Source organism: Azotobacter chroococcum, assembly GCF_004339665.1.
GTDB lineage: Bacteria > Pseudomonadota > Gammaproteobacteria > Pseudomonadales > Pseudomonadaceae > Azotobacter > Azotobacter chroococcum.
In genome coordinates this window covers 1-26,023 of the sequence record NZ_SMMU01000023.1, presented here as the reverse complement: position 1 = coordinate 26,023, position 26,023 = coordinate 1, and the positions used below count along the sequence as shown (strand labels likewise).

The window sequence follows — 26,023 nt, the reverse complement described above, 5'->3', positions numbered from 1 at the left end:
GGCGGCTACTGCACGATGAAGTCGGTGTAGAGGACGTCGGTCACCCGCAGGGTCGGCTGCGGCGTGGCCATCGGCTGCTGGAGCATTTCGAGGATCTTCGCCGAGAGCTGGTCCTTGCCGCCGGGGGTCATCAGCTCGGCGGCGGTCTGTGCGGCGAACAGCTTGAGCAGGCGGCTGCGCAGCTGCGGCATGTACTGCTTGAGGAATTCCTCGCTGGCCTTGTCCGTCACCTGCAGGGACAGGCCGACGTAGAGCAGGCGCTCCTCGCGCTCCGCGCTGCGCAGGTTGATGGTGAAGGGGGTGATCGGCACGAAGATCGGCGCCGGCATGGGCTCGGCGGCGGCCTCGGCGCGGTCGGTGGCGGCATGCGCGCCCTTGCCCATGAGGAAGTACACGCCCGCGGCGCTGCCGCCGGCGGCGATCAGCACCAGAAGGATCACCAGCAGCCAGATGGCCTTGCCGTTGCCGCGTGCGGGAGGGGTTTTGCTCATTGCGTGTGCCCTTGGGGGAGGTCGACTCGTTCGAGGGAAAAAGTATGCCGACAGGCGCACAACCCCGATGGGGCGATAAGACCCTGCTATCGCGCGTATCTTGTTGTTTTGCCGCCGTGTGGCGCCGGTCGGTTATAGCGCGGAGCGGCCGTCCGGCCGCTCTCCTCAGGCGTACAGATCGACACCCTCGAGACGCACCGCGGGCGGTGCGGCGCTTTCCGCCAGTCCGGGCACGGACTCCTCGCCGGCGCCGCCCGCCAGGGCTGCGCCGCGCCCCGAGGTTCCTGGGCGCTCGTCCCGGGGCTGTTGCTGGCGCTCGCCCACCGAGGTTTCGCCGAGGGCGATGCCCTGTTCGGCAAGGGCTTCGCGCAGCTGCGGGATGGCCTGCTCGACCGCCGCACGGACCTGCGGGTGGGCGGAGAGGAACTGTGCCTGGGCCCCCGACTCGCCCAGCTTGAGGCTGATCGACAGGGGACCGAGCTCGGCCGGATGCAGGTGCAGTTCGATCTCCTGCTCGCCGCGCTGCTGCAGGCCGAGCAGGTGCTGGCCGAGGCCGCGCTGCCAGTCGGGGCTGGCCAGTGGCGCTGTCAGGTTGGCGCCGGCAGGGCTGCCCGTCGTCGCCGGGCCGCTGGCAGACGGGCCGCTGCCGGCGAGCGGGTAGGCGCTGCTGCTGCCGGAGGTGCTTTCCAAGCCGGGCGGAAGGTTGTCGCCCACCCGGATGTTTTCGGCGAGCGATGCCGCATGGCTTGTCCGGGCGCCTTCCGTGAGCGGTTCCACACGGCTTGCTTGGACGCCTTCCATGAGCGCTTCCGGGCGGCTCGCTTGGGCGCCATCCGGGATGGCTTCCGTATGGACCGCCCGGGCGCCTTCTGCGAACGCGGGTGCTTGGCCCGCCTGGCCGCTGCCGGCGAGTCCTGCCTGTCCGGCAGCGACTGGCGGAGTGGGAAGCGCCGGCCGGCTTTGCTCGGCGCCGGCGAAAATCGTCCGGCTGGGAGACGGCATGGCGCCCGCCGGTGCGGCCGTGGCTGCAGCTACGGCTGTGGCGCTAGCGATGGTCGCCGGCGAAGAGGGCGCGAGCTGTGTCGGCAGGCTCGCCAGGGCTGCTTCGGCAGGGCCGGAGAAGGACAGTTGTCCGGCGCGCTCGATCGCCTGCAGGCGCGAGCGGATGCGCTGCAGCTCGTCGGGGATGTCGGCTTCCGCAGGGCCGGTGGCGCCAGCGGTCGCCGCGGGTGGCGTCGGCAGGAGCGGAGCCTGCAGGAGCATGGCCGCCAGATCGGCTGGCGCCTCCTCCGGGCGTTCGTCAGCAGACGACGCGGCGTCTTTCTGGGTGCCCGCCCCGCTCGCCGGAGGCGTCACGGACAGGCCCGGCAGGCCGGTCGCCTGTGTGATGCCGGCTGCAGCGGCCGGCGTTTCCGTACGGGTCTGTGGGGCGGCGGCCGCGTCGGCCGTCTGGCGGCTGGCCGCCTGCTCGAGGCTGCGGGCGAAGCCGCCGCCGGTGCCGGCGGCTGCGGGCGAGGGGCCTGGCGCCGCGGGTGCTGCAGCGCCGGACGGGGGGCTGGCCGGCAGGGCGATGATATCCATGGGAGTCTCCTACAGGCTGCTGTCGGTCGGGAGGCCGGAAGTGTCGCGGCGCAGGCGCAGCTGGGCGCTGGTCTCGTCGCTGTGGCGCTGTTCGGCGCGGTTCTCGCGCAGTTGGCCGAGCAGGGCGCGACGCTCGACCAGGGTGTCGTAGGAGTTCAGCTTGCGGCGCTGCTCCTGCCAGTGCCGCTGGCTGTGGTCGACCTGCCGGCGCTGCGCCTCGAGGGTCTGCACGGCGCGCTGGATGGCGCTGTCCAGGGAGGCCAGGAAGGCCCGGTAGTTGTGCAGGCTGGCCGGCGCGATACCCTCCTGCATGGCCTGCTGCAGACGCTGGCGGTACTCCTGGCGATAGTGTTCGAGGGTATTCATCTGCGTCTGCGCCTGCTGCTGGGTGCGGCGCTGGTCGGCCAGGGTGCGGCCGGCGGTTTCCAGGGCTTCCCGGGTCAGGTCGATGAGGGTGTCAAGCGCGCTGGTCGTGGACATGCCGGGTTACCTGTCTTGCTCGCATGGCGTCATGGGTTGGGAATCAATGTGGTGAGCGTCTTCAGGGTTTCCTCGACGCCGGACCGCTCGTCGATGCGCTGCTGGAGGAAGCGCTCGAGCTGCGGGTAGAGGTTCACCGCGCGGTCCAGTTGCGGGTCGTGCCCCGGCGCATAGGCGCCGACGCTGATCAGGTCGCGGTTGCGCTGGTATCTGGAGAGCAGCTGCTTGAAGTGCTGGGCCTTGCGCTGCTGCGCGGGATCGACGATGGCGGTCATCGCCCGGCTGATCGAGGCCTCGATGTCGATGGCCGGGTAGTGGCCGCTTTCCGCCAGGTCCCGGGACAGCACGATGTGGCCGTCGAGGATCGCCCGCGCCGAGTCGGCGATCGGATCCTGCTGGTCGTCGCCCTCGCTGAGCACGGTGTAGAAAGCAGTGATCGAGCCGCCGCCGCGCGGTCCGTTGCCGGTGCGCTCGACCAGCCTGGGCAGCTTGGCGAACACCGACGGCGGATAGCCCTTGGTAGCCGGCGGTTCGCCGATGGCCAGGGCGATCTCGCGCTGGGCCATGGCGTAGCGGGTCAGCGAGTCCATGATCAGCAGCACGTCGCGGCCGGCGTCGCGAAAATCCTCGGCCAGCCGGGTGGCATAGGCGGCGCCCTGCAGGCGCGAGAGCGGCGAGGTGTCGGCCGGGGCGGCGACCACCACCGAGCGGCGCAGGCCTTCCTCGCCCAGGATGTTGTCGATGAAATCCTGCACCTCGCGGCCGCGCTCGCCGATCAGTCCGACCACGATGATGTCGGCGCGGGTGTAGCGCGCCATCATGCCGAGCAGCACCGACTTGCCGACCCCCGAGCCGGCGAACAGGCCCATGCGCTGGCCGCGGCCGACGCTGAGCAGGCCGTTGATGGCACGGATGCCGACGTCGATCTGGCGGTCGATGGGGGCCCGGTGCAGCGGGTTTAGCGGCGGGGTGTGCAGGCTGGCGTGGCGCACGTCCTCCAGTGGCCCCTGGCCGTCGAGCGGCTGGCCGCTGCTGTCGACGACCCGGCCGAGCAGATGCTCGCCGAGCGGGAAGCGCCGCGCGCTGAGCGCATCGCCGCCTTCGCCGAGGGGGAATACCCGGGCGCCGGGCTGCAGGCCGGCGATCTCCTCCAGCGGCATGAGGAACAGGCGCTCCCCGGCGAAGCCGACCACTTCGGCTTCGGCCAGCCGTGCGGCGCCGCCGGGCTGGGCGGCCAGCTCGATACGGCACACCCCGCCGAGGGGGATGCCCAGGCCGACGGCCTCGAGGACCATGCCGGTGGCCCGCACGATGCGCCCGCTGCGCCGGTACGGCGGCAATTCGCCGATGCGCCGGCGCAGGCCGTCGAGGGCCTGCGACCAGCGCTGCTGGTGGGGATTTCCGGTCACGTCGCGGGAGCCTCGTCGACCGGCAGTGCTGCCGGGCGCTTGCGTACCTGGCGGGCGATCGCCGCCCAGCGGCTTTCCCAGCTGGCGTCGAGGTCGCCGCCCTGGCTGGTCGCCCGGCAGCCGCCGCGGGTGATCAGGGCGTCCGGCTGGAGCTGCCAGCCGGCCGCGTGCAGTTCCGCGCCGAGCTGCTCGCGGACCAGTTGCAGGTCGGCCGGATGCAGCCACAGGCGCGGCTTGCCGCCGAGCGGCGGTTCGCTGTGCAGCAGGGCGCGGACGATCGGCAGGATGTGCTCCGGGTCGATCTTCAAGGCCTCACCGGCCAGTTGGCGGGCGCCGGCCAGGGCCAGTTCGACCAGTTGCTCGGCGATCTGCCCGTCGAGCTGGGCGAGCGCCTGCTCGAAGGTCAGCGCCAGGGCGCGCAGCGGCTCCACGGCTTCGCGGATCTGCTCCTGAAGGATCTGCTCGCCGGCCTGGCGGCCTTCCTCCAGGCCCTGCGCGTGGCCGTCCGCCCTGCCGGCGGCGAAGCCTTCCTCGTAGCCCTGGCGACGGGCCTCCTCGCGGGCCTGTTCGCGCAGCGCCTTGAGTTCCGCGTCGCGCTTGAAGGCCTGCTGGCGCTGGGCCTCGCGGCGCAGGCTGTCGGGGTCGGGGCGGGCGTCCCGCGGGCGCCCCAGCTCGTCCATCTGCCAGGGGCGCCAGGGGGCGTCGTCGCGCGACCAGGACGGCCGGTCAGACATAGGCGTCGTCCCCGCCGCCGAGCACTATCTCGCCGCTGTCGGCCAGGCGGCGGACGATCTGCAGGATGGTCTTCTGCTCGGCCTCGACCTGGGAGATGCGGATCGGCCCGCGCGCCTCCATGTCCTCGCGCAGCAGCTGGGCGGCGCGGCTCGACATGTTCGCCAGGAACTTCTCGACCAGTGCCGGCGGGGCGCCCTTGAGGGCGATGACCAGGGAGTTGCTTTCCACCTGGTTGAGGATCAGCTGGATGCTGCGGTCGTCCAGCTCCAGCAGGTTCTCGAAGAGGAACATCTCGTCGAGGATCTTCTGCGCCAGGTCCTCGCTGTGGGCGCGCACGGTCTGGATGGCGACTTCCTCGAGGGTCGAGTTCATCAGGTTGAGGATTTCCGCCGCGGTCCTCACGCCGCCCATCTTGCTGCGCTTGAGGTTCTGGCCGTCGAGCATGCCGCCGAGCACTTCGGTCAGCTCGTGCAGGGCGATCGGCTGCACGCCGCTGAAGGTGGCGATGCGCAGGATGATGTCGTTGCGCAGGCGCTCGTCGAACAGTTCCAGCACGTCGGCGGCCTGGTGGCGATCCAGGTGGACCAGGATGGTGGCGATGATCTGCGGATGCTCGTCGCGGATCATCTCGGCGACCGTCGAGGCCTCCATCAGGTTCAGCTTGTCGATGCCGGTGCCGGTATCGCTGGTCTCGAGGATGTCGTCGATCAGGCTGGCCGCCCGTTCGCTGCCGAGCGCCTTGGTCAGCACGGCGCGGATGTGCTCGCTGGACTGGATGTTGATCGCCGCGTACTGCTCGGTCTCGTCCATGAAGTCTTCGAGCACCAGGCGCATTTCCTCGTGGGAAACCTGGCTCAGGCGGGCCATTTCCGTGCCGACCGCCTGCACGTCCTGATTGGACAGGAACTTGAAGACCTCGGCCGCGCTGTCCTCGTCGAGGGACAGCAGGAGAATCGCGCTGCGCCGCGCACCACTCATCTCAGTCATTTTTCTTCATCCAGCCGCGAATGATCATGGCTACCAGGCGGGGGTCTTCCTGGGCCATTTCGCGCAGGCTCTGCAGGTTGTGTTCGTAGACCGGCGACTTGCGCCGCGGGTCGCGCTTCTGGTGCTCCTCGGCGGCGATGGCCGGCACCCTGGAGGCCTCGAGGGTGGCCTGCGCGGCTTCGACGGCCTCGGTACGGGCGGCGGCTTCCACGGCCAGCCTTTCCCTGTAGCGGCGCTTCAGCGGGCGCAGCACCATCAGCCAGAGCAGCAGGGCGATGAAGGCCACCAGCAGGTAGCGGGACAGGCCGGCTGCCAGGTTGTAGAACTCCGGCGTCTTCCACCACTCCTGCTGCTCGGCGACCTCGATGTCGGCGAAGGGGCTGTTCATGATTTCCAACTGGTCGCCACGCCCTTCCGTGAAGCCCATGGCCTGGCGGACCAGGCGGTCGATCCGGGCCAGCTCCTCCTGGCTCAGCGGCTCGCGGGCGCGGGCGCCGTCCTTGACCAGGTCGCGGTAGTTGACCACCACCGCGGCGGACAGGCGCTGCACGCTGCCGCGCCGGTGCTGCACATGCTCGACGCTGCGGTCGATCTCGTAGTTGATCGTGTTGTCGCGGCTCAGCGCGGTGGGCGGCGCCTTCTCCTCGGCGGCCGCCGCCTTGTCGGCCTTGCCGGCGGCGGCCGTGTCGCCGGCCGGCGCCGTCTCGGGCGCGGCGGCTGCTGGCGATGCATTCGGCGGGCTGTTGGTCAGTGCGCCGGGCACCCCGCGGGCTGGCTCGTTGCCGCCGGACAGGTTCTCGGAGAGCTGCTGGCTGCGCACCGCCGCTTCGCCGGGCTGCTGGTTGGGGGCGTAGCGCTCGGCGGTCTGTTCGCGACTGGAGAAGTCGATCTGCGCTACGACCTGGGCGCGGACGTTCTGCGCGCCGAGGATCGGAGCGAGGATGTTCTCGATGCGCCGCTGGTAGGAGCGCTCCACCTCGTCGATGTAGTTCAGCTGGGTACCGTCGAGGTCGCGGGCCCCGCCCGGCTGGGAGAGCAGGCGGCCGTTCTGGTCGACCACGGTCACCGCGTCGACGGCCAGGCCCGGCACGCTGGAGGACACCAGGTGGGCGATGGCGCTGACCTGGCGCTCGCCCAGTTCGCGGCCCGGTTGCAGATTGAGCACCACCGAGGCGCGGGCCGGTTCGCGCTCGCGGACGAACACCGACTGCCTGGCCATGGCCAGGTGCACGCGGGCCTTAGCTACCGGGCCGAGCGATTCGATGGAGCGTGCCAGCTCGCCCTCCAGGCCGCGCTGGAAGTTGACCTGTTCGGCGAACTGGCTGACCCCGAAGGCCTGCTTGTCGAGCAGCTCGAAGCCGACGTTGCCGCCCTGCGGCAGGCCCTGTTCGGCCAGTTGCAGGCGCAGGGTGTGCAGTTGCTCGGCCGGCACCAGCAGGGCCTGGCCGCCCTCGCTCAGGCGATAGGGCACGGCGCGCTTTTCCAGCTCGCCGATGATCCGCCCACCCTCGGCCTCGTCGAGGTTGGCGAACAATACCCGGTACTCGGGCTCGCGGGCCCAGAGCAGCAGGGCGACGATCACCGCCAGCACCGCCGCGCCGGCCAGCAGCAGCGGCAGCAGTGGTTGGCTGCGCATCGGTGCGAGCAGGCGGCTGGCAAGGGGCGGGGCCGGGCTGGCGAGCGCGCTGCCTTGCCCCAGGGCCGCGTTACTCACGGGTGTCTCCGGCAGAGGGCTTGGGCGATAGGGCAAGCATGGAAAATCCGGTTCTGGAGATGGGTTGCACGCACCCGGGCCGTTGGTCGCGCAAGCACGGGCCAGGAAAGCGGGGCGATTCTGGACGAGCGTCATTATCCGGGGAGCGCCGGCGCGTAAAGGTTCAAAAAGCCGGTGCTTTTAGGGTCAATTGGCCGCTTCCCCGGCAGGGCGGGGTTGTTAGGCTTGCAACTACTTTTCCGCCGTCCATCGTCCAGGCCCCGTCCATGAGTTCGCCCGTCATCCAGTCCGCCCTGCAGCAGATGCAGACTCTCGCCACCCAGGCCGCTGGTGCCCAGGCCTCGGGTCCGCAGGCCGCCGGGGTGGTGTCGGGAAGCTTTGCCGGCGAACTCCAGGCGGCGATCCATCGGGTCAACCAGTTGCAGCAGACCGCCAGCGCCAGGTCCGATGCCTTCCAGGCCGGCGAGCCGGGCGTGGCCCTGAACGACGTGATGGTGGATATGCAGAAGGCCAGTGTGGCCTTCCAGATGGGCGTGCAGGTACGCAACCGCCTGGTCAGCGCCTACAAGGAAGTGATGAGCATGCAGGTCTGAGGACGTTCGGCGGATGGTCGCTAAAGTCTGTCGTGGCGTGGTCGATATCCTGAAGCGACAACGAAATCGGCTATCGCGCAGCCGTCCGCGCCGCGGACCGCCGCGCCGCTTCACAAGGACTGACATGGCTACTATCTCGTCACTGGGCGTTGGCTCGGGTCTCGATCTCACCGGTCTTCTGGATCAGCTCGAATCCGCCGAGCGCCTGAAGCTCACCCCCATCACCAGCCAGCAGAGCGTCATCGAGAGCAGGATTTCCGCCTTCGGCCGCCTGCAGGGCTACCTGACCAGCCTGCAGGGCACGGTCGAGAAGCTCGCCACGGCCTCCACCTACCAGGGCCAGACCAGCCGCATCAGCGGCAGCGGCGTGGGCGTGGCGGTGACCTCCAGCGCGGTGCCGGGCAGCTACCAGGTGCAGGCGACCCAGCTTGCCCAGGCGCACAGCCTGGCCAGCGCCGGGGTGGCCGACAAGACGGCGGCCCTGGGCACCGGCACCCTGACCATCCAGAGCGGCGAGGAAACCCTGACCATCGAGGTTTCTGCCGGCGGCAACTCCCTGGAAGGCATCCGCGACGCTATCAACGCCGAGAAGGGCGGGGTCACCGCGTCGATCGTCAACGACGGCAGCGGCACGCCCTGGCGCCTGGCGCTGAGCAGCAAGGCGACCGGCACCGAGGCGGCCATGACGGTGAGCTTCGACGACGGGGGGAGCGGCGGCGATCAGTTGAACGCATTGCTCAATCCCTACGATGCCGCTACCAATTCGAACGGCTACAAGGAAACCGCGGCGGCCAAGGATGCCCAGCTGACCGTCAACGGCCTGGCCATCACCAGCCAGAGCAATACGATCGAAGGCGCCCTGCAGGGGGTGACCCTGACCGTCTCCGCCACCGGCGATGCGCAGACCCTGACCGTCGAGCGCGACACCGCATCGATCAAGTCGGCCATTGACAGCTTCGTCACTGCCTTCAACGCCCTGGACAGCACCACCGACAGCCTCACCTCCTACGATGCCGACAGCGGCAAGGCCGGCACCCTGCTCGGCGACTCGACGCTGCGCGGCGTGCAGAGCCGGCTGCGCCAGGCGATTACCGGCGGCCTCGACGAGGGCACCTATCGCTACCTGTCGGACCTGGGGATCTCGCTGCAGCTCGACGGCACCCTGAAGGTCGACGACGGCAAGCTGACCGAGGCGCTCGAGGGCGATCTTGCGGATGTCCAGGCGCTGTTCGTCGGCACCACCGACAAGCCGGGCCTGGCCGCCACGCTGAGCGATACGCTGGACGACATCCTCGATGACGAGGGGGCGATCAGCAATGCCATCGAGGGGCTCGAATCGCGCAGCGAGGCGCTGGACGAGCGTTATTCGCGTATGGAAAGCAGCATCGCCGTGACCATCGAGCGTTACCGCGTGCAGTTCTCGACGCTCGATTCGCTGATCGCCCAGATGAACTCGACCAGTACCTATCTGACCCAGCAGTTCGATGCCTTGAGCGCGATGCTGGGCGACTCGTAAGCGAAACAAGGGGGATTTGACGTGACTGTCATGCGCGGCGCTGGCGCCTATGCCAGGGTGGGGGTTGAGAGCGGAGTCATGTCGGCCTCTCCCCACCAGTTGATCGTGATGCTGTTCGATGGGGCTCAGGCGGCGATCCGGACGGCCCGGCTGCACATGCAGGCAGGTAACGTCGCCGAGAAGGGCAAGGCCATTTCCAAGGCGATCGATATCGTCAACCGGGGACTGCTGGCCGCTCTGGACCACGAACGCGGCGGTGAGCTGGCCGGGCGGCTGGAGCAGCTCTACGACTATGTGGCACGGCTGCTGCTGCGGGCCAACCTGCACAACGACGAGCGCAGCCTGGACGAGGCTGCTTCCCTGCTGGAGCAGATCGGCTCGGCCTGGCGACAGATCGTTCCCCAGTCAGGGGGAGATTGACCATGGACGGGGGGCAGCAACTCATCGCGTCCTACGAGCTGCTTCTGCAGCAGTCGAAAAGCATGCTGGAACTGGCTCGCCGTGGCGACTGGGTGGCCCTGCTGCAGGAAAAGTCCTGTGGGTTGGTCGATGCCGAAAGGCTGCGGCAGCTGGAGGCCCGGGCCTCTCTCGGGCAGCAGGAGCAACTGCGCAAGGTCGAGTTGCTGGAGCAGATCCTGGCGCTGGATGCGGAGATCCGCACGCATCTGCTGGCGCGCCGCGATGAGCTCGGCCGGCTGATCATGAATTCGAGCCGCCAGCGCGAGCTGAATCGCACCTATCGTCCCGTCGTGGGCGCGGCGCTGGTGTACCAGGCGGCCGACCGCTTCGACAAAGGCTTGCCGTGAGCGGGATCACGCCGCTGCTCGACAGCCTGTTGCATCAGGTGTTGGGCAAGCGGGTCGATCTGCCGGCGGCCAGGCAGGGCGATCGGCCGGTGGAGCCGATCGTCCCGGGCGGGGCGGTGCGTGCGCTGCACGGCGATTCCCGTACGGATGCGCGCGGCCCGCAGCTTCTGGCGCCGCTGCCGCAGACTGCGCCGCGCGGCGATGGGGAGGCCTCCCGCCCTGCATCTTCGGGGGAGTCGGCGGGCCCGGCTTCCGACTCGACCCGGCTCAGTCCGGCGGCGCGCACCATTGCCGACCTGCTCGTCGGGCATCCGGGGCGTCCTTCAGCGATAACGCCTGCCGCGCCGCTGTTGTCCTCCGTCGGCACGCCGCCTGTTGCCAGCCTGCTCGCCGGCCTGCTCGGGCAGAGCATCGGCGAAAGCGGGCTCTTCTACGAGGCGCATCTGGCTCGCTGGTATCGCGGCGAGCTGCCGCTGCAGGCGCTGGCTCGCGAGCCGCAGATGGGCGGCTGGCTGGCTTTGGCCGAGGAGGCGGCATCCTCGCCGCGTGCCGGCGGAGGGGGAGGGGCGACCTCCTCTGTGCAGATGCCGCTCCTGCCGGAGAGCGCTGATGGCGAGTCGCTGCCTGTCGAGTCCTCCTTCCACGGCGAGGAGGCTCTGCAGGGCGGGCCGGCGCTTTCCCGGGAACAGCTGCAGGGGCTCGTCCGTCATCAGCTGGAGCTGCTGGTCAGTCCGCTCCTGCGCTGGGAGGGCGAAGCCTGGCCGGGCTTGTTCATGTCCCTGCTCGTGCAGGCGCCGGAGGCGGAGCGGAAGGGCTTGGCCCGGCCGGGTGGGGGCGGGGAGGAGTCCGTGCAGGAGGAGGCGCAGTGGTGTTTGCGCCTGGATCTGGAGTTGCCCGTGCATGGCGCGCTGCACGTGGAGGCCTGGCTGGGCGCGCGATCCCTGTCGCTGAGCATGGCCACCGCTTCGCCAACGCTGCTCGATTATTTTTCGCGTACCCAGGGGCTCTTGCGGGAGCGTATCGGGCAATGCTGTCCGGGGGAGCTGGCCTTGCGTTGCCTTGATGCGCGGCAGGTCGCGGAGAGTTCCGATGAGTGAGGATCAACGCGGCCGGGACGCTTTGGGGGGGCGCTGCCAGGCGCTTGCGCTGGCCTATGGCGAGGGCGATGGCGCGCCGCGGGTGGTGGCCAAGGGCTATGGGCTGCTGGCCGAGCGCATCGTTGCCGAGGCGCAGCGTCAGGGCGTTCCCGTGCATGCCGCGCCGGAGCTGGTCGGCCTGCTCATGCAGGTGGAGCTGGATGCGCAGATTCCGCCGCAGCTCTATCAGGTCGTGGCTGAGCTGCTGGTCTGGGCCTATGGCCTCGAGGCGGATCGCGGCGAGCCTGTCGAGTGAGGGGCAGGGATGCCTGCCTCGCATATGCGACTTTTGTGCAGGTTGGTAGGGTCGATACATCATTTGAATGCTAAAGTTCAAAAAATGGCGTTCCGCTCGTCGGTTTTTTTGACGCTGTTCACACTTGCTTCGCCAAACATTTCTAGATCGGAGATTTTTTCGGGAATCTTGATGGGCGGGCGTTCCAGGTTCGGGAGTGCGCATCGTTTAGGAGTTTCAAGGGTGTCAATGGTTGCCGATAGCCTCATCGACGAGATTCAGGATTTGAATCTTTCCTATCTGCTGCTGGTGCAGCGGCTGTTACGCAAGGATCGCGCTACTGCCATTTTTCGTCTGAAGCTGAGCGACGAGATGGCCAACTTGCTGGCAGGGTTATCGGGCAAGCAGCTGATGCAGCTGGCGCGTACCAATCAACTGATCTGTCGGCCGGGCTTCGAAGATGCCGGGCAGTTGACCAGGGTCCTGAACAATTCCCGCGAGCCAGGGCTGGCACGGCTTCATGCGTCCCTGCTCATGGTTTCCGCCGATCAGTCGGGGGGATGGGCAGGGAATGCCGAACGATGACGGAAAAAAGTCTGGTCAATGAAATGCTTCAGGTGCAGCTGGCCATCGAGCTGATCGAGCTGGGGGCCCGCCTGCAGGTGCTGGAGACCGAAACCGATCTCAGTCGGGGGCGGCTGATCCGTTTGTACAAGGAGTTGCGCGGCGTGTCGCCGCCGAAGGGCATGCTGCCCTTTTCCACCGACTGGTTCATTACCTGGCTGCCGAACATTCATTCATCGCTGTTCTACGGGATCTATCGCCAGCTGTTGGACAATTGCGGCTGCGAGCGGATGGAGGCATTCGTCAAGGCGTTTCGTCTCTATCTCGAGCAGGTCCGGCTGGACGAAACCGAGTTCGTGCTCGGTCTGACCCGGGCCTGGACGCTGGTGCGCTTCTTCGAAAGCGAAATGCTGGAGATGATCCAGTGCACCTGTTGTGGCGGCTCGTTCGTGGCGCATGCCCATGCGCCGGCCAAGGATTTCGTCTGCGGCATCTGCCAGCCGCCCTCGCGTGCCGGCAAGACGCGCAAGCGCCGCGAAAGCGAGTTGCAGATGGCCGCCGGCGAGCCGGTATTGCCGGAGCTCTGCGCCAAGAGCTGAGTTCGGCCGGCTCTCTTTCAAACCTGGCGGGTTCTGCCGGCCCCCTTTCGTCAGGGGGGGCGGCAAAGTTTTCCGAAAGGTTCTCAAGCATCGCACTGTCGTGCCGATATTCCCGGTATCGCTGCTCTCTGGAAGGACGCGCCTGTGCTGATCGCTCTAGGACTCATCGTTGTCATGCTCTCGGTATTCGGCGGCTATGCGCTGTCCGGTGGCAGCCTGGGGCCGCTGTTCCAGCCCTTCGAGCTGCTCATCATCGGCGGGGCTGGTCTGGGGGCCTTCATCGCTGCCAACAACGGCAAGACCATCAAGGCCACGCTGGGAAGCTTTTCGCGTCTCAAGCGTGCCAGCGGCTACGACAAGGCGCTCTACATGGAGCTGATGGCATTGCTGTTCAACCTGCTGAGCAAGACCCGGCGCGAGGGCATGATGGCCATCGAGAAGGACATCGACAGCCCGGGCGACAGCGCGCTGTTCGCTCCCTATCCCAAGGTTGTGCAGGATCCGATGATCATCGGTTTTCTCACCGATTACCTGCGGCTGATGGTCAGCGGCAACACCTCGCCCCATGAGCTCGATGAATTGATGGTCCACGAAATCGAGGAGTTCGAGCACGAGGCGCATCTGCCGGTCGATGCCATGAACAAGGTCAGCGACGCGTTGCCGGCCTTCGGCATCGTGGCCGCCGTCATGGGGGTGGTCAAGGCGCTGAGCATGGCGGATGCCGGTCCGGACGAGATGGGGCAGATGATTGCCCATGCCCTGGTGGGCACCTTCCTGGGCATCCTGCTGGCATACGGGATGGTCGCTCCAGTGGCCAGCCGCGTCGACCGCCAGGTGGGCGAGGCGGTGAAGATGCTGCAGTGCATGCGCGTCACCCTGCTCGCCAGCCTCAACGGCTACGCCCCGCAGCTGGCCGTGGAGTTCGGTCGCAAGGCGCTGCATAGCGCCGAGCGTCCCAGCGCCGCCGAACTCGAGGAGCATGTGCGCAACAGCAAGAGCTCCGGAGCCGACGCGGCATGAATGACCGCCCCGTCATCATCATCCGGCGCAAGAAGAAGGCCGCCCATGGTCATCATGGCGGTGCCTGGAAGATCGCCTTCGCCGATTTCATGACGGCGCTGATGGCCCTGTTTCTGGTGCTCTGGACGCTCGCCAACGCCGGTCAGGCCCAGAAGGCCGCGGTCGCCGAGTATTTCCGTACCCCGCTCGTGGTGGCGCTGATGGGCGGCGATCGCGAGGGAGCCAGCAGGAACGTCATCCCCGGCGGCGGTCCCGATCCGAACTTCGCCGAGGGCGAGCACTTTCGCATCGACCCGCAACTGGAGTCGCGACGGATCGACGAGCAGGAGCGCGCACGCCTGCAGCAGCTGGAAAGGCGCATCAAGTCGGCATTGACGGTCGACCCGATCCTCAAGGAACTCAAGGAGCAGATCCTGATCGACCTCACGCCCGAAGGGCTGCGCATCCAGCTCGTGGATACCGAGCAGCGGCCCATGTTCGAGATCGGCAGTGCCCGGGTCGCCCCCTACATGAGCACCCTGTTGCGCACCCTTGCGCCGATGCTCAACGAGCTGCCCAACCGCATCCAGATCACCGGGCATACCGACAGCCGTCCCTACGCCGGCGGCGAGGCGGGATACAGCAACTGGGAGCTGTCCGCCGAGCGTGCCAATGCTTCCCGGCGCGAGCTGGTCAACGGCGGACTGGCCTCCGAAAAGCTGCTGCGCGCCTCGGGGATGTCCGACCGCATTCCTTTCCAGGGGGCCGGACCGAACGATGCCGCCAACCGGCGCATCGCCGTGATCGTCCTCGACAGCCGCATCGCCGATGCGATTTTCGACCAGCGGGAGTACGGCCCTCTGCCGACGGCGCCCGCAACCGAAAAGCCCGCCGATGTCGTGGCGCCGGATGCCGCCCACGGCTCCGACGGGCGAGAGGCCCGGCCTTAGGGTCTGTTGACGTTTTGGCGTAGGGCCCGTCTGGCGCAGAACAAGGAACGAGGAGAGAAGTTTGGTCATTCCAAATGAACGACGAGAGACGCCGTGCTGCGCCAGACGGGCCCCGTCCCTTCGGGTTGCGCGGCAAATGCTGCCATGCGGCGTCCCGCGCCTTGCCTGGCGGCATTTGGCGCGGCAACGCGGCTCACGCCAGAACCTCAACAGACCCTAACCAACCACTGCCACGGTGCTTGCATGGATATCACCGATTTCTACGACACCTTCTTCGAGGAGGCCGCAGAACTGCTGGAAGATATGGAGCGTCATCTGCTCGAGCTGGACATCGAGTCCCCCGATCCCGAGCAGCTCAACGCCATCTTCCGCGCCGCCCACTCCATCAAGGGCGGCGCCGGCACCTTCGGCTTCGACGTCCTGCAACGGACCACCCACATCTTCGAGAACATCCTCGACCACCTGCGCCGCGGCGAGCTGAGGCTGCGGCGCGATATCGTCGACACCTTCCTGGAAACCAAGGACATGCTGCAAGACCAGCTAGCCGCCTACCGCAACGGCAGCGAACCTGACCCCGAGGCATTCGCGCGTATCTGTCAAACCCTGCAGCAGATGGCCCTGGAGGAACTCGGCGGGCAGGGCGCGGAGGTGGCCGTGCAGGCCCCGGCTCCGATCCCTGCCGTCGAACCGGCGCCGTCGCCCGAGCCCGAGGCGGCTGGGGCGCCGGCGGGCGGGGAGGGGGCGGAGCGCCTGCGCGTGGTGCTGCTCGGCGTCGCCGAGAAGGACCGCGAGCTGTTGATCGGGGAGCTCGGGCATTTCGGCGGCATCCTCGCCCAAGGCGGCGACGTCCAGCGCTACGAGGTGGAGCTGGCCACCGGCGAGAGTGCCGACGACATCGAGGCCGTGCTCTGCTTCGTGGTCGAGCCCGAACAGCTGGAGATCCAGGTGCTCGCCACGGTTCCGCAGGCGCTGCAGGCGAAGGAGGCTGGCGAATCCACCGAGGCCGGTTCTTCGCAGGTCGAGCCCGCGGCGGGCGAGCTTTCCCCGCCTGTCGAGGCGAAAAAGACCCCGGCTGCAGCGGTCCAGGCTTCTGCTGCCGCGGCCCCGCAGCCGGGCCCGGCGGCCTCCGGCAAACCGCCGGCCAATGGCAATGGCGAATCCACCAGCCTGCGCGTGCCGGTGGCCAAGGTCGACCAGATCATCAACCTGGTGGGCGAGCTGGTAATCACCCAGTCGATGCTCGACCAGATGCTCGGCCGGCTGGACGGCGCCACGCACAGCGAGCTGGTCAACGGCATCGCCCTCCTGCAGCGCAATGCCCGCGACCTGCAGGAAGCGGTGATGTCCATCCGCATGGTGCCGATGGATTTCGTGTTCAGCCGTTTCCCGCGCCAGGTGCACGACCTGGCGGCCAAGCTGGGCAAGGAGGTCGAGCTGGTCACCGTGGGCAAGTCCACCGAGCTGGACAAGAGCCTGGTGGAGCGCATCGTCGATCCGCTGAACCACTTGGTGCGCAACAGCCTCGACCACGGCATCGAGTCGCCCGAGGTGCGCGAGGCCGCCGGCAAGCCGCGCACCGGGCGGCTGACCCTGTCGGCGCAGCATCAGGGCGGCAATATCCTGATCGACGTCATCGACGACGGCGCCGGGCTCAACCGCGACAGGCTGCTGGCCAAGGCGCGCAGCAACGGCCTGGCGGTTTCCGACAGCATGAGCGATGACGAGGTCTGGCAGTTGATCTTCGCTCCCGGTTTCTCTACCGCCGAGGTGGTCAGCGACGTTTCCGGGCGCGGCGTCGGCATGGATGTGGTCAAGCGCAACATCCAGTCGCTCGGCGGACACGTGCAGATCCTCTCGCGTCAGGGCCAGGGCACCACCACCCGCATCGTGCTGCCGCTGACCCTGGCGATCCTCGACGGCATGTCGATCCGCGCCGGCGAGGAGATCTTTATCCTGCCGCTGAATGCCGTGATCGAGTCGCTGCAGCCGCGCAGCGAGGACATTTATGCGATGGCCGGCACCGACCAGCTGCTCAAGGTGCGCGACGAGTACCTGCCGCTGCTGCCGCTGCACCAGGTCTTCGGCATTCCCGGCGCGCGCACCCGGCCGAGCGAATGCATCGCCGTGATCGTCCAGGGCGAGGGCACCCGCTGCGCCCTGCTGGTGGACGAACTGGTCGGCCAGCAGCAGGTGGTGGTGAAGAACCTGGAAACCAATTACCGCAAGGTGCCGGGCGTCTCCGCCGCGACCATTCTCGGCGATGGCAGCGTGTCGCTGATTCTCGACATCGCCGATTTGCAACGCCTCAACCGCAGACAGAGCGCCGCCCGTCAGGAACGTGCGGCCGCCATCGAACAGGAGCTGATGCTGTCATGACTTCCCTCAAGCACGCCGATCTGGCGGCGGTCATCGCCGACACCCATACCCGCGAATTCCTGGTCTTCTCGCTGGGCAGCGAGGAATACGCCATCGACATCCTCAAGGCCCAGGAAATCCGCAGCTACGAGAACGTCACGCGGATCGCCAACACCCCGGACTTCATCAAGGGGGTGACCAACCTGCGCGGGGTGATCGTGCCCATCGTCGACCTGCGCATCAAGTTCCACCTCGAGCGCGTCGAGTACGGCGGGCAGACGGTGGTCATCGTGGTCAACGTCGAAGGGCGCGTCGTCGGCGTGGTGGTCGACGGGGTCTCGGATGTGATCAGCCTGCCGCCCGAGCAGATCAAGCCGGCGCCCGAGTTCAGCCTGTCGCTGTCCTCCGACTATCTCAGCGGGCTGGCGAGCATCGGCGAGCGCATGCTGGTGCTGGTCGACATCGACAAGCTGCTGACCAGCGAGGAAATGGCCCTGGTGGAGAAGACCATGGCCTGACGTGCGGCCTCCCCAGGTTCGCAGCGCCACCCGCGCGGCTCGATGCCGGCCTCGTCTCAAGTCCGGCTGCCGCTTGCCGATAGAGTGGAAAAGGCCCCCTGGCGGTGGGGCCGGCGGCAGCATCTCGGAACTCGATAATCATAAGAAAACAGCACAAGGAGAGATGAATGGGCAATCCGACGACGAGTCAGAAGCTCTGGGGCACCCTGGCCGCGGCCTGGCTGGCGATGTTGGCGCTGATGTTCCTGGCGGTCTGGATCATGCGCGGCATGATGTTCGACGAGCGCAGCGCCAAGGTCGAGAGCCAGGTCGAGATCGCGCTTTCGGTGCTGGGGGATGTCGCCGCGCAGGTCGAGCGCGGCGTCATGAGCCGCGAGGAGGGCCAGGCCCGTGCGGCCGGGCTGGTCAAGAGCATGCGCTATGACGATGGGCGCGGATATTTCTTCGTGTTCGATGGCGACTCGCGCAACATCACCCATCCGACCCTCGAGACGGGCAGCTCGCTGGCGGAGTTCAAGGATGCCGACGGGCGCAACCTGTTCGTCGAGTTCGCCGGGGCGGCAGACCGAGGGCAGGGCCATGCGTTTTTCGACTACCGCTGGCGTCACGGCGGCACCGGCGAGTTGGAGAGCAAGCGCTCGCTGATCCGTAGCTTCGAGCCCTGGGGCTGGTACGTGGGAAGCGGTATCTACATCGCCGACATCAACCAGATGTTCATCCAGCGCCTGACCCAGTCGGTGTTCGGCCTGCTGCTCGCCGGCGCTGCGGTCTCGCTGCTGATGGGCTGGGTCATCCGCGATCTGATGCGCAGTCTCGGCGGCGATCCGCGCTATGCCGTCCAGGTCGTGAGCCATATCGCCGACGGCGATCTCAGCAGGATGCCGGTATTGCGAGGCGGCGACAGCGACAGCGTGCTGGCCAGCATGAACCGCATGCGCGAGGCGCTCGCCAGGATCATCGGCGACATCGGCGACAGCGCCCGCCAGATCGAGGCCGAGGCCGAGGCGATCGGCGCCGGCAATGCCGAGCTGGCCGCGCGGACCGAGCAGCAGGCGGCGGCCCTGGCCGAAACGGCCTCGACCATGGAACAACTGACCGCCACCGTTCGCCAGAACGCCGAGCATGCCGGCCGGGCCAGCAGTCTGGCGGGGAACTGCGCGCAGAGCGCGCACAAGGGCGGTGTGGCCATGGACTCGGTGGTGGAGATCATGGCGGCCATCCAGGTCAGTGCCAACCGCATGTCCGGGATCGTCGACACCATCGACTCGATCGCCTTCCAGACCAACATCCTGGCGCTGAACGCCTCGGTGGAGGCGGCGCGCGCCGGCGAGCAGGGCCGCGGCTTCGCGGTGGTGGCCGGCGAGGTGCGCAATCTCGCCAGCCGCAGCGCCGAAGCGGCGCGCGAGATCAAGGGGCTGATCGACGGGGCCGGCACCCAGGTACAGGCAGGCAACCGGCAGGTGCGCCAGACCGGCGAACTCATCCGCAACATGGTCACCGACATCACCCAGCTCGACACGCTCATCGGCGAGATTTCCTCGGCTTCCGCCGAGCAGAGCAACGGTATCGAGCAGGTCAATCTGGCCGTGGCGCAGATGGACCAGATGACCCAGCGCAATGCCGGCATGGTCCAAGACAGTGCCCAGGCCGCACAGCGCCTGACCCGCCAGAGCGTCCAGCTCAACCGGCACGTGGTGCGCTTCGTCATCGACGGCCGGCAGGGCGAGGCCCGCGGCAAGGCGCCGGCCGGCGACAGGCGTCATCGCCACGATGAGACGATGCAGGCCTGGGGCTGAGCGGGAAGCGTCGGGATCAAACACTTGCAGCGGGCAGACCGCGAAGGAAGAACGAGTTGAAACTACTGGACAACATGACGGTACGCCTCAGCTGGATGCTGGTTCTGACGTTTTTCAGCGCGGTGGTGGCGGGCCTGGGCGCGCTGGGTCTCTACGCGGTCCACCATGCCGAGCACAATCAGCGCCAGCTGGTCGAGTTCAACCGTCAGCAGCAGGAGGATCTCCGGCAGATCGTCGCCTTGCAGGGCATCGCCCTCCGCCTGCAGGAGCTGCTCCAGCGGCTGGCCGACGAGCAGAGCCGGCTGGGTCAGGCCGTGCAGCGCGAGCAGGCGAGCGCCGCCGTGCCGCCCGGCAATGACGCGGCCATGGCGACGCCGACCTATCGGGTGGACAAGGCAGCTCTGGAAGAGGGGCTGAACGGCCTGCAGACCGAGCTGGAGCGTTTTGTCGCCCTGCCGCAGGTCGCCGGGCATGCCGGGCAGGTACAGGCGCTGCGCAAGCGCTTCGCCAGTCTGCTCGACAACGGTCTGCGCCCGCAGGTGCAGGAGCTGGTCAAGCGCAATCCGGCGCTCGCGGCCCATCACGGCAACGCCGTCAGGATGGACGGCATGCCTTTCCTGCACGATCTGGAGAAGCTGGGCCAGGCGCTGGCCGGCGACCGGCCCATCCCGCAGAGCGAGTTCGTCTGGGTCGAGACGGCGATCGAATGGACCATCTACGCGGCCCTGTTCGTCTCCGTGCTGACCGTCGTCGTCGTGCTGTGGGGCGTCACCGTCAACGTGCTCCGTCCGCTGCAGCGGGTGGTGGAGCACTGCGAGCAGATCGCCGCCGGCGATCTGGCTGGCCGCATCGCAGTGCACAGCACCAACGAGATCGGCAAGCTGTTCGCCGGCCTGGCCAATATCCAGGGGCGTCTGGCGCAGACCGTCGGTACCGTGCGCCAGAGCAGCCGCCTGATCCACGAAGGAGCCCAGGCGATCGCCGAGGGCAGCCGCAGCCTCTCGACCCGCACGGTGCAGCAGTCCGCCTCGCTGGAGGACACCGCCTCGAGCATGGAGCAGCTGACCTCCACGGTCAGCCAGAACGCCGACAACGCCCAGCAGGCCAACGCCCTGGCCGACAGTGCCGCCGAGGTGGCCAGGCGCGGCGGCGCCCTGGTCGCCGAGGTGGTCAGCACCATGGGCGGGATCAGCGACAGCTCGCACAAGGTGGCGGAGATCATCAGGCTGATCGACTCGATCGCCTTCCAGACCAACATCCTGGCGCTGAACGCCTCGGTGGAGGCGGCGCGTGCCGGCGAGCAGGGCCGCGGATTCGCGGTGGTGGCCGGCGAGGTGCGCAACCTGGCCAGCCGCAGCGCACAGGCCTCGAAGGAAATCCGCGACCTGATCACCGCCTCGGTCGATCAGGTCGATGCCGGCAGCAAGCTGGTCGCCCAGGCCGGCGGCGCCATGCAGGAGATCGTCGAGTCGGTGCAGAAGGTCGCCGACATCATGGACGAGATCTCGGCCGCGTCCCGCGAGCAGAGCAATGGCATCGCCCTGGTCGACAAGGCGGTGCTGGAGATGGATGCCGTGACCCAGCAGAACGCCAATCTGGTCAAGGAAACCAACCAGGCGGCGGACGAACTGGTCGGCGAGGCCCGTCGCCTGCGCGAGGCAGTGGACGGATTTCTCATCGACACGGCCTGTGAGACGGACCTTTCCCCAGCCCGGGAATTCGATGCCTCCTGGGCGCAACGCCAATACGAGAATGCCGCGCGTGAATTGACGCAGCGGGAGCTGCCGGTCGCCTTGCGGCACGGCCGGACCTCTTCGGAGGCCGGTGATGACTGGCAGACGTTCTGAACGCAACCGATGAGTGGGCGGCAACGGACCGTCCACCACTTCGTGATACGAAGGAACATTCCATGCGCAACAATCGGCCCGTTACCCAGCGCGAGTACGAACTGCAGGAGGACGACTTCCTGATTTCGCGGACGGACCTCGAGGGGCGGATCACCTATGCCAATCCCGCATTCATCAAGGTCAGCGGGTTCACCTATGAGGAGCTGATGGGGGCTCCGCACAATCTCGTCCGGCATCCGGACATGCCACCCGTGGCCTTTGCCAACCTGTGGGAAACCGTCCGCAAGGGCATGGGCTGGAACGGCATCGTCAAGAATCGCCGCAAGAACGGCGACCATTACTGGGTGCGCGCCAATGCCACGCCCTATTACGAGGGCGAGCAGCTGGTCGGCTATACCTCGGTGCGTACCAGAGCTTCGCGCAAGGAAATCGAAACCGCCGAGCGGGCCTACCGGAGCATCCGCGAAGGACGCGGCAAGCATCTCGGGCTGATACGCGGGACCGTGGTGCGGCGTGGCTGGCGTGGTTTTCTCGAGCGCCTGCAGCTGGGCTCCCTGTCCATGCAGCTGGAGCTGATCGTCTCGACCGGCGGGATGCTGCTGCTGACCAGTGGCATGCTCGGCTATTTCGGCCTGCAGAGCGGGGACAAGGCGCTGGCCGAGCTGCTGCTGCAGATTCAGCTGGGACTGGTCGCCCTGGGGATGATCTGGCTGATCGTGCTGGCGCGCTCGACCGTCCGCACCCTGGATCGCCCGCTGCAGTCCTCCATCGCCTTCATCGCCCAGCTGGCTGCCGGCAATCTCATGGTGCGCATGCCCGACTACGGCAGCGGCGAGATGGGCCAGATGACCCGGATGCTGGAAACCATGCGCAAGAGTCTGGTGAGCATCTCGGCAGATGTGAACGGCAGCATCGACACCTTCACCAGTTCCGCCCAGACGATCGCCAGGGACAACCTGGAGCTGCATGCCCGTACCGAACAGCAGGCGGCCTCCCTGCAGCAGACCGCCGCCGGCATGGAGCAGCTCACCGCTACCGTGGAGCAGAATTCCGCCAACGCCCGCCAGGCCAGCCTGCTGGCCCAGGAGGCCACGGGGGCCGTGCGCGAGAGCGGCCAGGTGATGGGGCAGATGGTGAATACCATGGGAACGATCACCACCACCTCGCAGAAGATGACCGAAATCATCAACGTGATCGACTCGATCGCCTTCCAGACCAACATCCTGGCGCTGAACGCCTCGGTGGAGGCGGCGCGCGCCGGCGAGCAGGGCCGCGGCTTCGCGGTGGTGGCCGGCGAGGTGCGCAACCTCGCCAGCCGCTCGGCGGCAGCCGCCAGGGAAATCCGCAGCCTGATCGACAATTCGTCGCGGCAGATCACCGAGGGCGAGCATCTGGTGCGGCATGCCGAACAGACCATCGAGGGCGTGGTGGCCGCGGTCGCCCGGGTTAACGACATCATGGAGGAGATCGCCTCCGCCTCCGCCGAGCAGAACAGCGGCATCGGCCAGGCCAGCCAGGCTGTCGCGCAGATGGACGAGGTGACCCAGCACAACGTTCGCCTGGTGGAGTCGGTGGCGCAGCAGGCCGCCTACCTGGAGCTCCAGGCGACCGAGGTGCAGCGTGCGATTTCCGTGTTTCGGGTAGCCGGGAGCGATTCGCTCTCCAGTGGCGGAGTGCTTTCCCTGCGGCCGTCGGCAGGCGGCGGGCGGGACGGCGCAGAGCATCAGGGCACGCGATGGGATGCCAGGAACCGGGAGCGGGAAAGATCTTGAGCCTTCCACAAAACCCCGACTTGCTCTCCCTGGGCGATCCGCTGGGGCGCGATCTGCTGCTGACCGATGCCGATTTCGAGCGCATCTGCCAGTTGATCTATCAGCGTGCCGGCATCGTGCTGGCCGCCAACAAGCGCGAGATGGTCTACGGCCGCCTGGCCAAGCGCCTGCGGCTGCATGGCATCAGTCACTTCTCGGAGTATCTGGAGCGCCTGGCCCGGCAGCCTGCGGCACGGGAGTGGGAAGCCTTCACCAATGCGCTGACCACCAACCTGACGGCCTTCTTCCGCGAGTCGCACCATTTCCCGCTGCTCGCCGAGCATGTGGCCGGCCGCCGCGAGCCGGTGCGGATCTGGTGCGCCGCGGCCTCCACCGGCGAGGAGCCGTACTCGATCGCCATGACCCTGATGGAGGCGCTGGGTCCACAGCAGGCCAGCCAGGCGCGGATCGTCGCCAGCGACATCGACAGCGACGCGCTGGCCAAGGCGCGGACCGGGGTGTATCCGCTCAAGCAGGTCCTCGAGCTCGACGAGCAGCGCGTCAAGCGCTTCTTCCTCAAGGGCAGCGGCGGGCGGGAGGGGCTGGCCCGGGTACGCCCGGAACTGATGAACATGATCGACTTCCGGCAACTCAACCTGCACGCGCCGCGCTGGGACCTGAACGGTCCGTTCGATGCGATCTTCTGCCGGAACATCATGATCTACTTCGACAAGCCGAGTCAGACGCGCATCCTCAAGCGCTTCGTTTCCTACCTCAAGGACGATGGCCTGCTGTTCACCGGCCATTCGGAAAACTTCACCTACCTCTGCGACGACTTCAAGCTGCGCGGGCACACCGTCTACACCCTCGCGCACAAGCCTAAAGTTTGACGCCAATCAACCGATATACCGAAAACATGCAGGCCGAACGGCCGGCCCAGTCCGTTGCCGGGCTGGCCGGCGACGGGCTGGGCCTTTGAAAAGGAGATCCGTCATGGGCAGTCCCAAGATCCGCGTATTGTGCGTCGACGATTCGGCGCTGATACGCGACCTCTTGAGCGAAATCATCAATTCGCAACCGGACATGGAAGTGGTGGCCGTCGCTGCCGACCCCCTGGTCGCCCGCGACCTGATCAAGCTGCACACCCCCGATGTACTGACCCTCGACGTCGAGATGCCGCGCATGGACGGTCTCGATTTTCTCGAGCGGCTGATGCGCCTGCGGCCCATGCCGGTGCTGATGGTTTCGTCCCTGACCCAGGCCGGGTCGGAAGTCACCCTGCGTGCCCTGGAGCTGGGCGCCCTGGACTTCATCGCCAAGCCGCAGATGGGCATCCGCCACGGCATGCTCGACTACAGCGAGCTGATCGCCGAGAAGATCCGCGCCGCCGCCCGCTCACGCCCGCGCCAGGCACCCTCGAGTACGGCCCCGCGGCCGAAGGCGTTGCAGGCGCCGCTCATCTCCAGTGAAAAGCTGGTGATCATCGGCGCCTCCACCGGCGGCACCGAGGCCATCCGCGCCGTGCTCGAGCCGCTGCCGGCCAACAGTCCGGCCGTTCTCATCGCCCAGCACATGCCGGGCGGCTTCACCCGCTCCTTCGCCGAGCGTTTGGACCGCCTGTGCAACATCGCCGTCAAGGAGGCCGAGGACGGCGAGCGCATTCTGCCCGGGCACGCCTACATCGCGCCGGGAACCGCCCACCTCAAGCTGGCGCGCAGCGGCGCCAACTACGTCGCGCGGCTGGACGACGGCGAGCCGGTCAACCGCCATCGCCCGTCGGTGGATGTGCTGTTCCGCTCCGCGGCGGAAAACGCCGGACGCAACGCCATCGGCGTGCTGCTCACCGGGATGGGCAAGGACGGTGCGCGCGGGCTCCTGGAGATGCGCCAGGCCGGCGCCTTCACCTTTGCCCAGGACGAGGCCAGTTGCGTCGTGTTCGGCATGCCGCGCGAGGGTATCGCCCTCGGCGGGGCATGCGACGTGGTAGCGCTCGAGCACATGGCCGAGCGGATTCTCAAGCAGGTGGCTGCCTCCGGACGGGCGCAGCGAGTCTGACCTTCGGGTTGTTCCGGTAGTTTTCGAGGAGAGTTGCATGCTGGGTTTCTTGCGCAATCTGAGCATCAGGGTGGTCGTTACCACCACCCTTGGCTGTTTCGCGTTGTTGTTGGCCATCGTTGCCGGTTTGGGCTACGGGGGCACCCATATAGGCGATCAGGCGCTCGAAGACCGGACCCAGACCGCCAACCGAGTCGATCTTCTGCAACAGGCCGACATGCTGCGTCTGAAAGCCTTCGCGCGCCTGGAGGCCTACGGCAGGATGAGCCTTGTCGGGCTGGTCGGTGCCATGGATCAGCAGAAGCAGCAGGCCGAACTCCAGGAGCTGATCACCGAAGCCGGCAAGATTCTGGCGGACTTCCAGGCCATGCCTCCGCTCGCCAAGGAGGACGGGCGCAAGCTGCTTGAAAAGGCAGCGGCGAGTCTGGCCGAGGCGCTGGATGCTCTCGATCAGCAGTTGCAGGCCTGGGCGAAGAGCGACGCCATAACCTACAACCGGCTCGAAGAGGACATGATGTTCAAGCGCGGGCCGCAGATCAGCAAGGACCTGGCCGCCGGCACGACCTACCTCGAAGCCCATGGCGCGCAGCAGCTAGCCGACTATCGCGCCAACCTCACTGCTTTCGCCATCATCGGAGGCGTTTCCCTGGCCGTTGCCCTGCTGCTGCTGCTGGGCCTGCGGGCGATGCTGATGGGCTTGGTGGTCCGCCCGGTGGGCGAGGCGGCGGAACATGTGCAGCGCCTGGCGCGGGCGGACCTGTCGCAGCCGATCCCGGTGACCTCGGGCAACGAGATCGGCCAGTTGCTGGGTGCGCTGCGCGAGATGCAGGACAGCCTGGTGCGGATCGTCGGCAGCGTGCGCGCCGGCAGCGGCTCGATCCTGGTCGGCGCGCAACAGATCGCCGG

25 protein-coding genes are annotated in these 26,023 nt (G+C 67.6%); 18 read left to right on the top strand and 7 right to left on the bottom strand.

The genetic code is table 11. The features are described from left to right. Positions 1–5: 5 nt before the first annotated feature. From fliL to fliF, 7 genes are all read right to left on the bottom strand, one after another. The gene (gene fliL, locus EV691_RS16630) at positions 6–491 is read right to left on the bottom strand and encodes a flagellar basal body-associated protein FliL (RefSeq protein WP_131298501.1); all 486 of its coding nucleotides are present in this window, start codon (positions 489–491) and stop codon (positions 6–8) included. Between the two features lie 165 nt (positions 492–656). Further along, complete coding sequence (locus EV691_RS16625; protein WP_131298500.1) at positions 657–2,072, bottom strand: flagellar hook-length control protein FliK; 1,416 nt, start codon at positions 2,070–2,072, stop codon at positions 657–659. A gap of 9 nt (positions 2,073–2,081) precedes the next feature. Further along, on the bottom strand, positions 2,082–2,552 hold the full coding sequence (gene fliJ, locus EV691_RS16620; RefSeq protein ID WP_131298499.1) for a flagellar export protein FliJ: 471 nt from the start codon (positions 2,550–2,552) through the stop codon (positions 2,082–2,084). 29 nt (positions 2,553–2,581) lie between these two features. Next, positions 2,582–3,961: a flagellar protein export ATPase FliI gene (gene fliI, locus EV691_RS16615; protein WP_131298498.1), complete on the bottom strand. Its 1,380-nt coding sequence runs from the start codon at positions 3,959–3,961 to the stop codon at positions 2,582–2,584. Further along, positions 3,958–4,695 (bottom strand): flagellar assembly protein FliH, encoded by a 738-nt coding sequence (gene fliH, locus EV691_RS16610; RefSeq protein WP_131298497.1) that lies wholly within the window; start codon positions 4,693–4,695, stop codon positions 3,958–3,960. The genes fliI and fliH overlap by 4 nt, the downstream gene beginning before the upstream one ends. After that, complete coding sequence (gene fliG / locus EV691_RS16605) at positions 4,688–5,683, bottom strand: flagellar motor switch protein FliG (RefSeq protein WP_131298496.1); 996 nt, start codon at positions 5,681–5,683, stop codon at positions 4,688–4,690. The genes fliH and fliG overlap by 8 nt, the downstream gene beginning before the upstream one ends. After that, complete coding sequence (gene fliF / locus EV691_RS16600; RefSeq protein WP_131298495.1) at positions 5,676–7,397, bottom strand: flagellar basal-body MS-ring/collar protein FliF; 1,722 nt, start codon at positions 7,395–7,397, stop codon at positions 5,676–5,678. The genes fliG and fliF overlap by 8 nt, the downstream gene beginning before the upstream one ends. A 266-nt stretch (positions 7,398–7,663) precedes the next feature. Here fliF and fliE point away from each other — a divergent pair, with 266 nt between their 5' ends. The 18 genes from fliE to EV691_RS16510 all read left to right on the top strand — a co-directional run. Then, the gene (fliE, locus tag EV691_RS16595; protein WP_131298494.1) at positions 7,664–7,990 is read left to right on the top strand and encodes a flagellar hook-basal body complex protein FliE; all 327 of its coding nucleotides are present in this window, start codon (positions 7,664–7,666) and stop codon (positions 7,988–7,990) included. A gap of 124 nt (positions 7,991–8,114) precedes the next feature. After that, on the top strand, positions 8,115–9,506 hold the full coding sequence (gene fliD, locus EV691_RS16590) for a flagellar filament capping protein FliD (protein ID WP_131298493.1): 1,392 nt from the start codon (positions 8,115–8,117) through the stop codon (positions 9,504–9,506). 30 nt (positions 9,507–9,536) lie between these two features. Beyond that, the gene (fliS, locus tag EV691_RS16585; RefSeq protein WP_131298535.1) at positions 9,537–9,926 is read left to right on the top strand and encodes a flagellar export chaperone FliS; all 390 of its coding nucleotides are present in this window, start codon (positions 9,537–9,539) and stop codon (positions 9,924–9,926) included. Between the two features lie 2 nt (positions 9,927–9,928). Further along, positions 9,929–10,312: a flagellar protein FliT gene (gene fliT / locus EV691_RS16580; RefSeq protein WP_131298492.1), complete on the top strand. Its 384-nt coding sequence runs from the start codon at positions 9,929–9,931 to the stop codon at positions 10,310–10,312. Then, positions 10,309–11,409, top strand: coding sequence for a hypothetical protein (locus EV691_RS16575; protein WP_131298491.1), 1,101 nt, complete (start codon positions 10,309–10,311; stop codon positions 11,407–11,409). Before fliT ends, EV691_RS16575 begins: the two co-directional genes overlap by 4 nt. Further along, positions 11,402–11,704 carry an EscU/YscU/HrcU family type III secretion system export apparatus switch protein gene (locus EV691_RS16570; RefSeq protein ID WP_131298490.1) on the top strand — a complete coding sequence of 101 codons (303 nt, stop codon included), beginning with the start codon at positions 11,402–11,404 and terminating at the stop codon, positions 11,702–11,704. Before EV691_RS16575 ends, EV691_RS16570 begins: the two co-directional genes overlap by 8 nt. Positions 11,705–11,767: 63 nt before the next feature. Further along, entirely contained in the window at positions 11,768–12,268 is a 501-nt protein-coding gene (flhD, locus tag EV691_RS16565) for a flagellar transcriptional regulator FlhD (protein ID WP_242672529.1), read from the top strand. Continuing rightward, positions 12,265–12,846, top strand: a complete 582-nt coding sequence (gene flhC, locus EV691_RS16560; RefSeq protein ID WP_131298489.1) for a flagellar transcriptional regulator FlhC — start codon at positions 12,265–12,267, stop codon at positions 12,844–12,846. The genes flhD and flhC overlap by 4 nt, the downstream gene beginning before the upstream one ends. Before the next feature lie 144 nt (positions 12,847–12,990). Further along, the gene (gene motA / locus EV691_RS16555) at positions 12,991–13,866 is read left to right on the top strand and encodes a flagellar motor stator protein MotA (RefSeq protein WP_131298488.1); all 876 of its coding nucleotides are present in this window, start codon (positions 12,991–12,993) and stop codon (positions 13,864–13,866) included. Continuing rightward, positions 13,863–14,795 (top strand): flagellar motor protein MotB, encoded by a 933-nt coding sequence (motB, locus tag EV691_RS16550; RefSeq protein ID WP_131298487.1) that lies wholly within the window; start codon positions 13,863–13,865, stop codon positions 14,793–14,795. The genes motA and motB overlap by 4 nt, the downstream gene beginning before the upstream one ends. Positions 14,796–15,038: 243 nt before the next feature. Continuing rightward, positions 15,039–17,171 (top strand): chemotaxis protein CheA, encoded by a 2,133-nt coding sequence (gene cheA, locus EV691_RS16545; RefSeq protein ID WP_131298486.1) that lies wholly within the window; start codon positions 15,039–15,041, stop codon positions 17,169–17,171. Next, positions 17,168–17,668, top strand: coding sequence for a chemotaxis protein CheW (locus EV691_RS16540; protein WP_131298485.1), 501 nt, complete (start codon positions 17,168–17,170; stop codon positions 17,666–17,668). The genes cheA and EV691_RS16540 overlap by 4 nt, the downstream gene beginning before the upstream one ends. A 167-nt stretch (positions 17,669–17,835) precedes the next feature. After that, on the top strand, positions 17,836–19,464 hold the full coding sequence (locus EV691_RS16535; RefSeq protein WP_131298484.1) for a methyl-accepting chemotaxis protein: 1,629 nt from the start codon (positions 17,836–17,838) through the stop codon (positions 19,462–19,464). A 56-nt stretch (positions 19,465–19,520) separates the two neighbouring features. Then, entirely contained in the window at positions 19,521–21,311 is a 1,791-nt protein-coding gene (locus EV691_RS16530; RefSeq protein ID WP_278250231.1) for a methyl-accepting chemotaxis protein, read from the top strand. Positions 21,312–21,373: 62 nt separating this feature from the next. Continuing rightward, positions 21,374–23,083, top strand: a complete 1,710-nt coding sequence (locus EV691_RS16525) for a methyl-accepting chemotaxis protein (RefSeq protein ID WP_131298483.1) — start codon at positions 21,374–21,376, stop codon at positions 23,081–23,083. Positions 23,084–23,103: 20 nt separating this feature from the next. Continuing rightward, complete coding sequence (locus tag EV691_RS16520) at positions 23,104–23,952, top strand: CheR family methyltransferase (protein ID WP_131298532.1); 849 nt, start codon at positions 23,104–23,106, stop codon at positions 23,950–23,952. Between the two features lie 103 nt (positions 23,953–24,055). Then, positions 24,056–25,117 (top strand): protein-glutamate methylesterase/protein-glutamine glutaminase, encoded by a 1,062-nt coding sequence (locus tag EV691_RS16515; protein ID WP_131298482.1) that lies wholly within the window; start codon positions 24,056–24,058, stop codon positions 25,115–25,117. 37 nt (positions 25,118–25,154) lie between these two features. Beyond that, positions 25,155–26,023: HAMP domain-containing protein (locus tag EV691_RS16510; protein WP_131837556.1), on the top strand; the 869-nt coding region annotated here is incomplete at its 3' end.

Bases quoted from the DNA above. Each gene is read 5' to 3' on its own strand.
- fliH (WP_131298497.1), bottom strand. From the start codon at position 4,695: ATGTCTGACCGGCCGTCCTGGTCGCGCGACGACGCCCCCTGGCGCCCC.
- fliS (WP_131298535.1), top strand. From the start codon at position 9,537: ATGCGCGGCGCTGGCGCCTATGCCAGGGTGGGGGTTGAGAGCGGAGTC.
- EV691_RS16625 (WP_131298500.1), bottom strand. From the start codon at position 2,072: ATGGATATCATCGCCCTGCCGGCCAGCCCCCCGTCCGGCGCTGCAGCA.
- fliT (WP_131298492.1), top strand. From the start codon at position 9,929: ATGGACGGGGGGCAGCAACTCATCGCGTCCTACGAGCTGCTTCTGCAG.
- fliG (WP_131298496.1), bottom strand. From the start codon at position 5,683: ATGACTGAGATGAGTGGTGCGCGGCGCAGCGCGATTCTCCTGCTGTCC.
- cheA (WP_131298486.1), top strand. From the start codon at position 15,039: ATGGATATCACCGATTTCTACGACACCTTCTTCGAGGAGGCCGCAGAA.
- EV691_RS16535 (WP_131298484.1), top strand. From the start codon at position 17,836: ATGGGCAATCCGACGACGAGTCAGAAGCTCTGGGGCACCCTGGCCGCG.
- EV691_RS16540 (WP_131298485.1), top strand. From the start codon at position 17,168: ATGACTTCCCTCAAGCACGCCGATCTGGCGGCGGTCATCGCCGACACC.
- EV691_RS16525 (WP_131298483.1), top strand. From the start codon at position 21,374: ATGCGCAACAATCGGCCCGTTACCCAGCGCGAGTACGAACTGCAGGAG.
- fliD (WP_131298493.1), top strand. From the start codon at position 8,115: ATGGCTACTATCTCGTCACTGGGCGTTGGCTCGGGTCTCGATCTCACC.
- fliJ (WP_131298499.1), bottom strand. From the start codon at position 2,552: ATGTCCACGACCAGCGCGCTTGACACCCTCATCGACCTGACCCGGGAA.
- fliE (WP_131298494.1), top strand. From the start codon at position 7,664: ATGAGTTCGCCCGTCATCCAGTCCGCCCTGCAGCAGATGCAGACTCTC.
- EV691_RS16570 (WP_131298490.1), top strand. From the start codon at position 11,402: ATGAGTGAGGATCAACGCGGCCGGGACGCTTTGGGGGGGCGCTGCCAG.
- fliL (WP_131298501.1), bottom strand. From the start codon at position 491: ATGAGCAAAACCCCTCCCGCACGCGGCAACGGCAAGGCCATCTGGCTG.
- EV691_RS16515 (WP_131298482.1), top strand. From the start codon at position 24,056: ATGGGCAGTCCCAAGATCCGCGTATTGTGCGTCGACGATTCGGCGCTG.
- flhC (WP_131298489.1), top strand. From the start codon at position 12,265: ATGACGGAAAAAAGTCTGGTCAATGAAATGCTTCAGGTGCAGCTGGCC.
- motB (WP_131298487.1), top strand. From the start codon at position 13,863: ATGAATGACCGCCCCGTCATCATCATCCGGCGCAAGAAGAAGGCCGCC.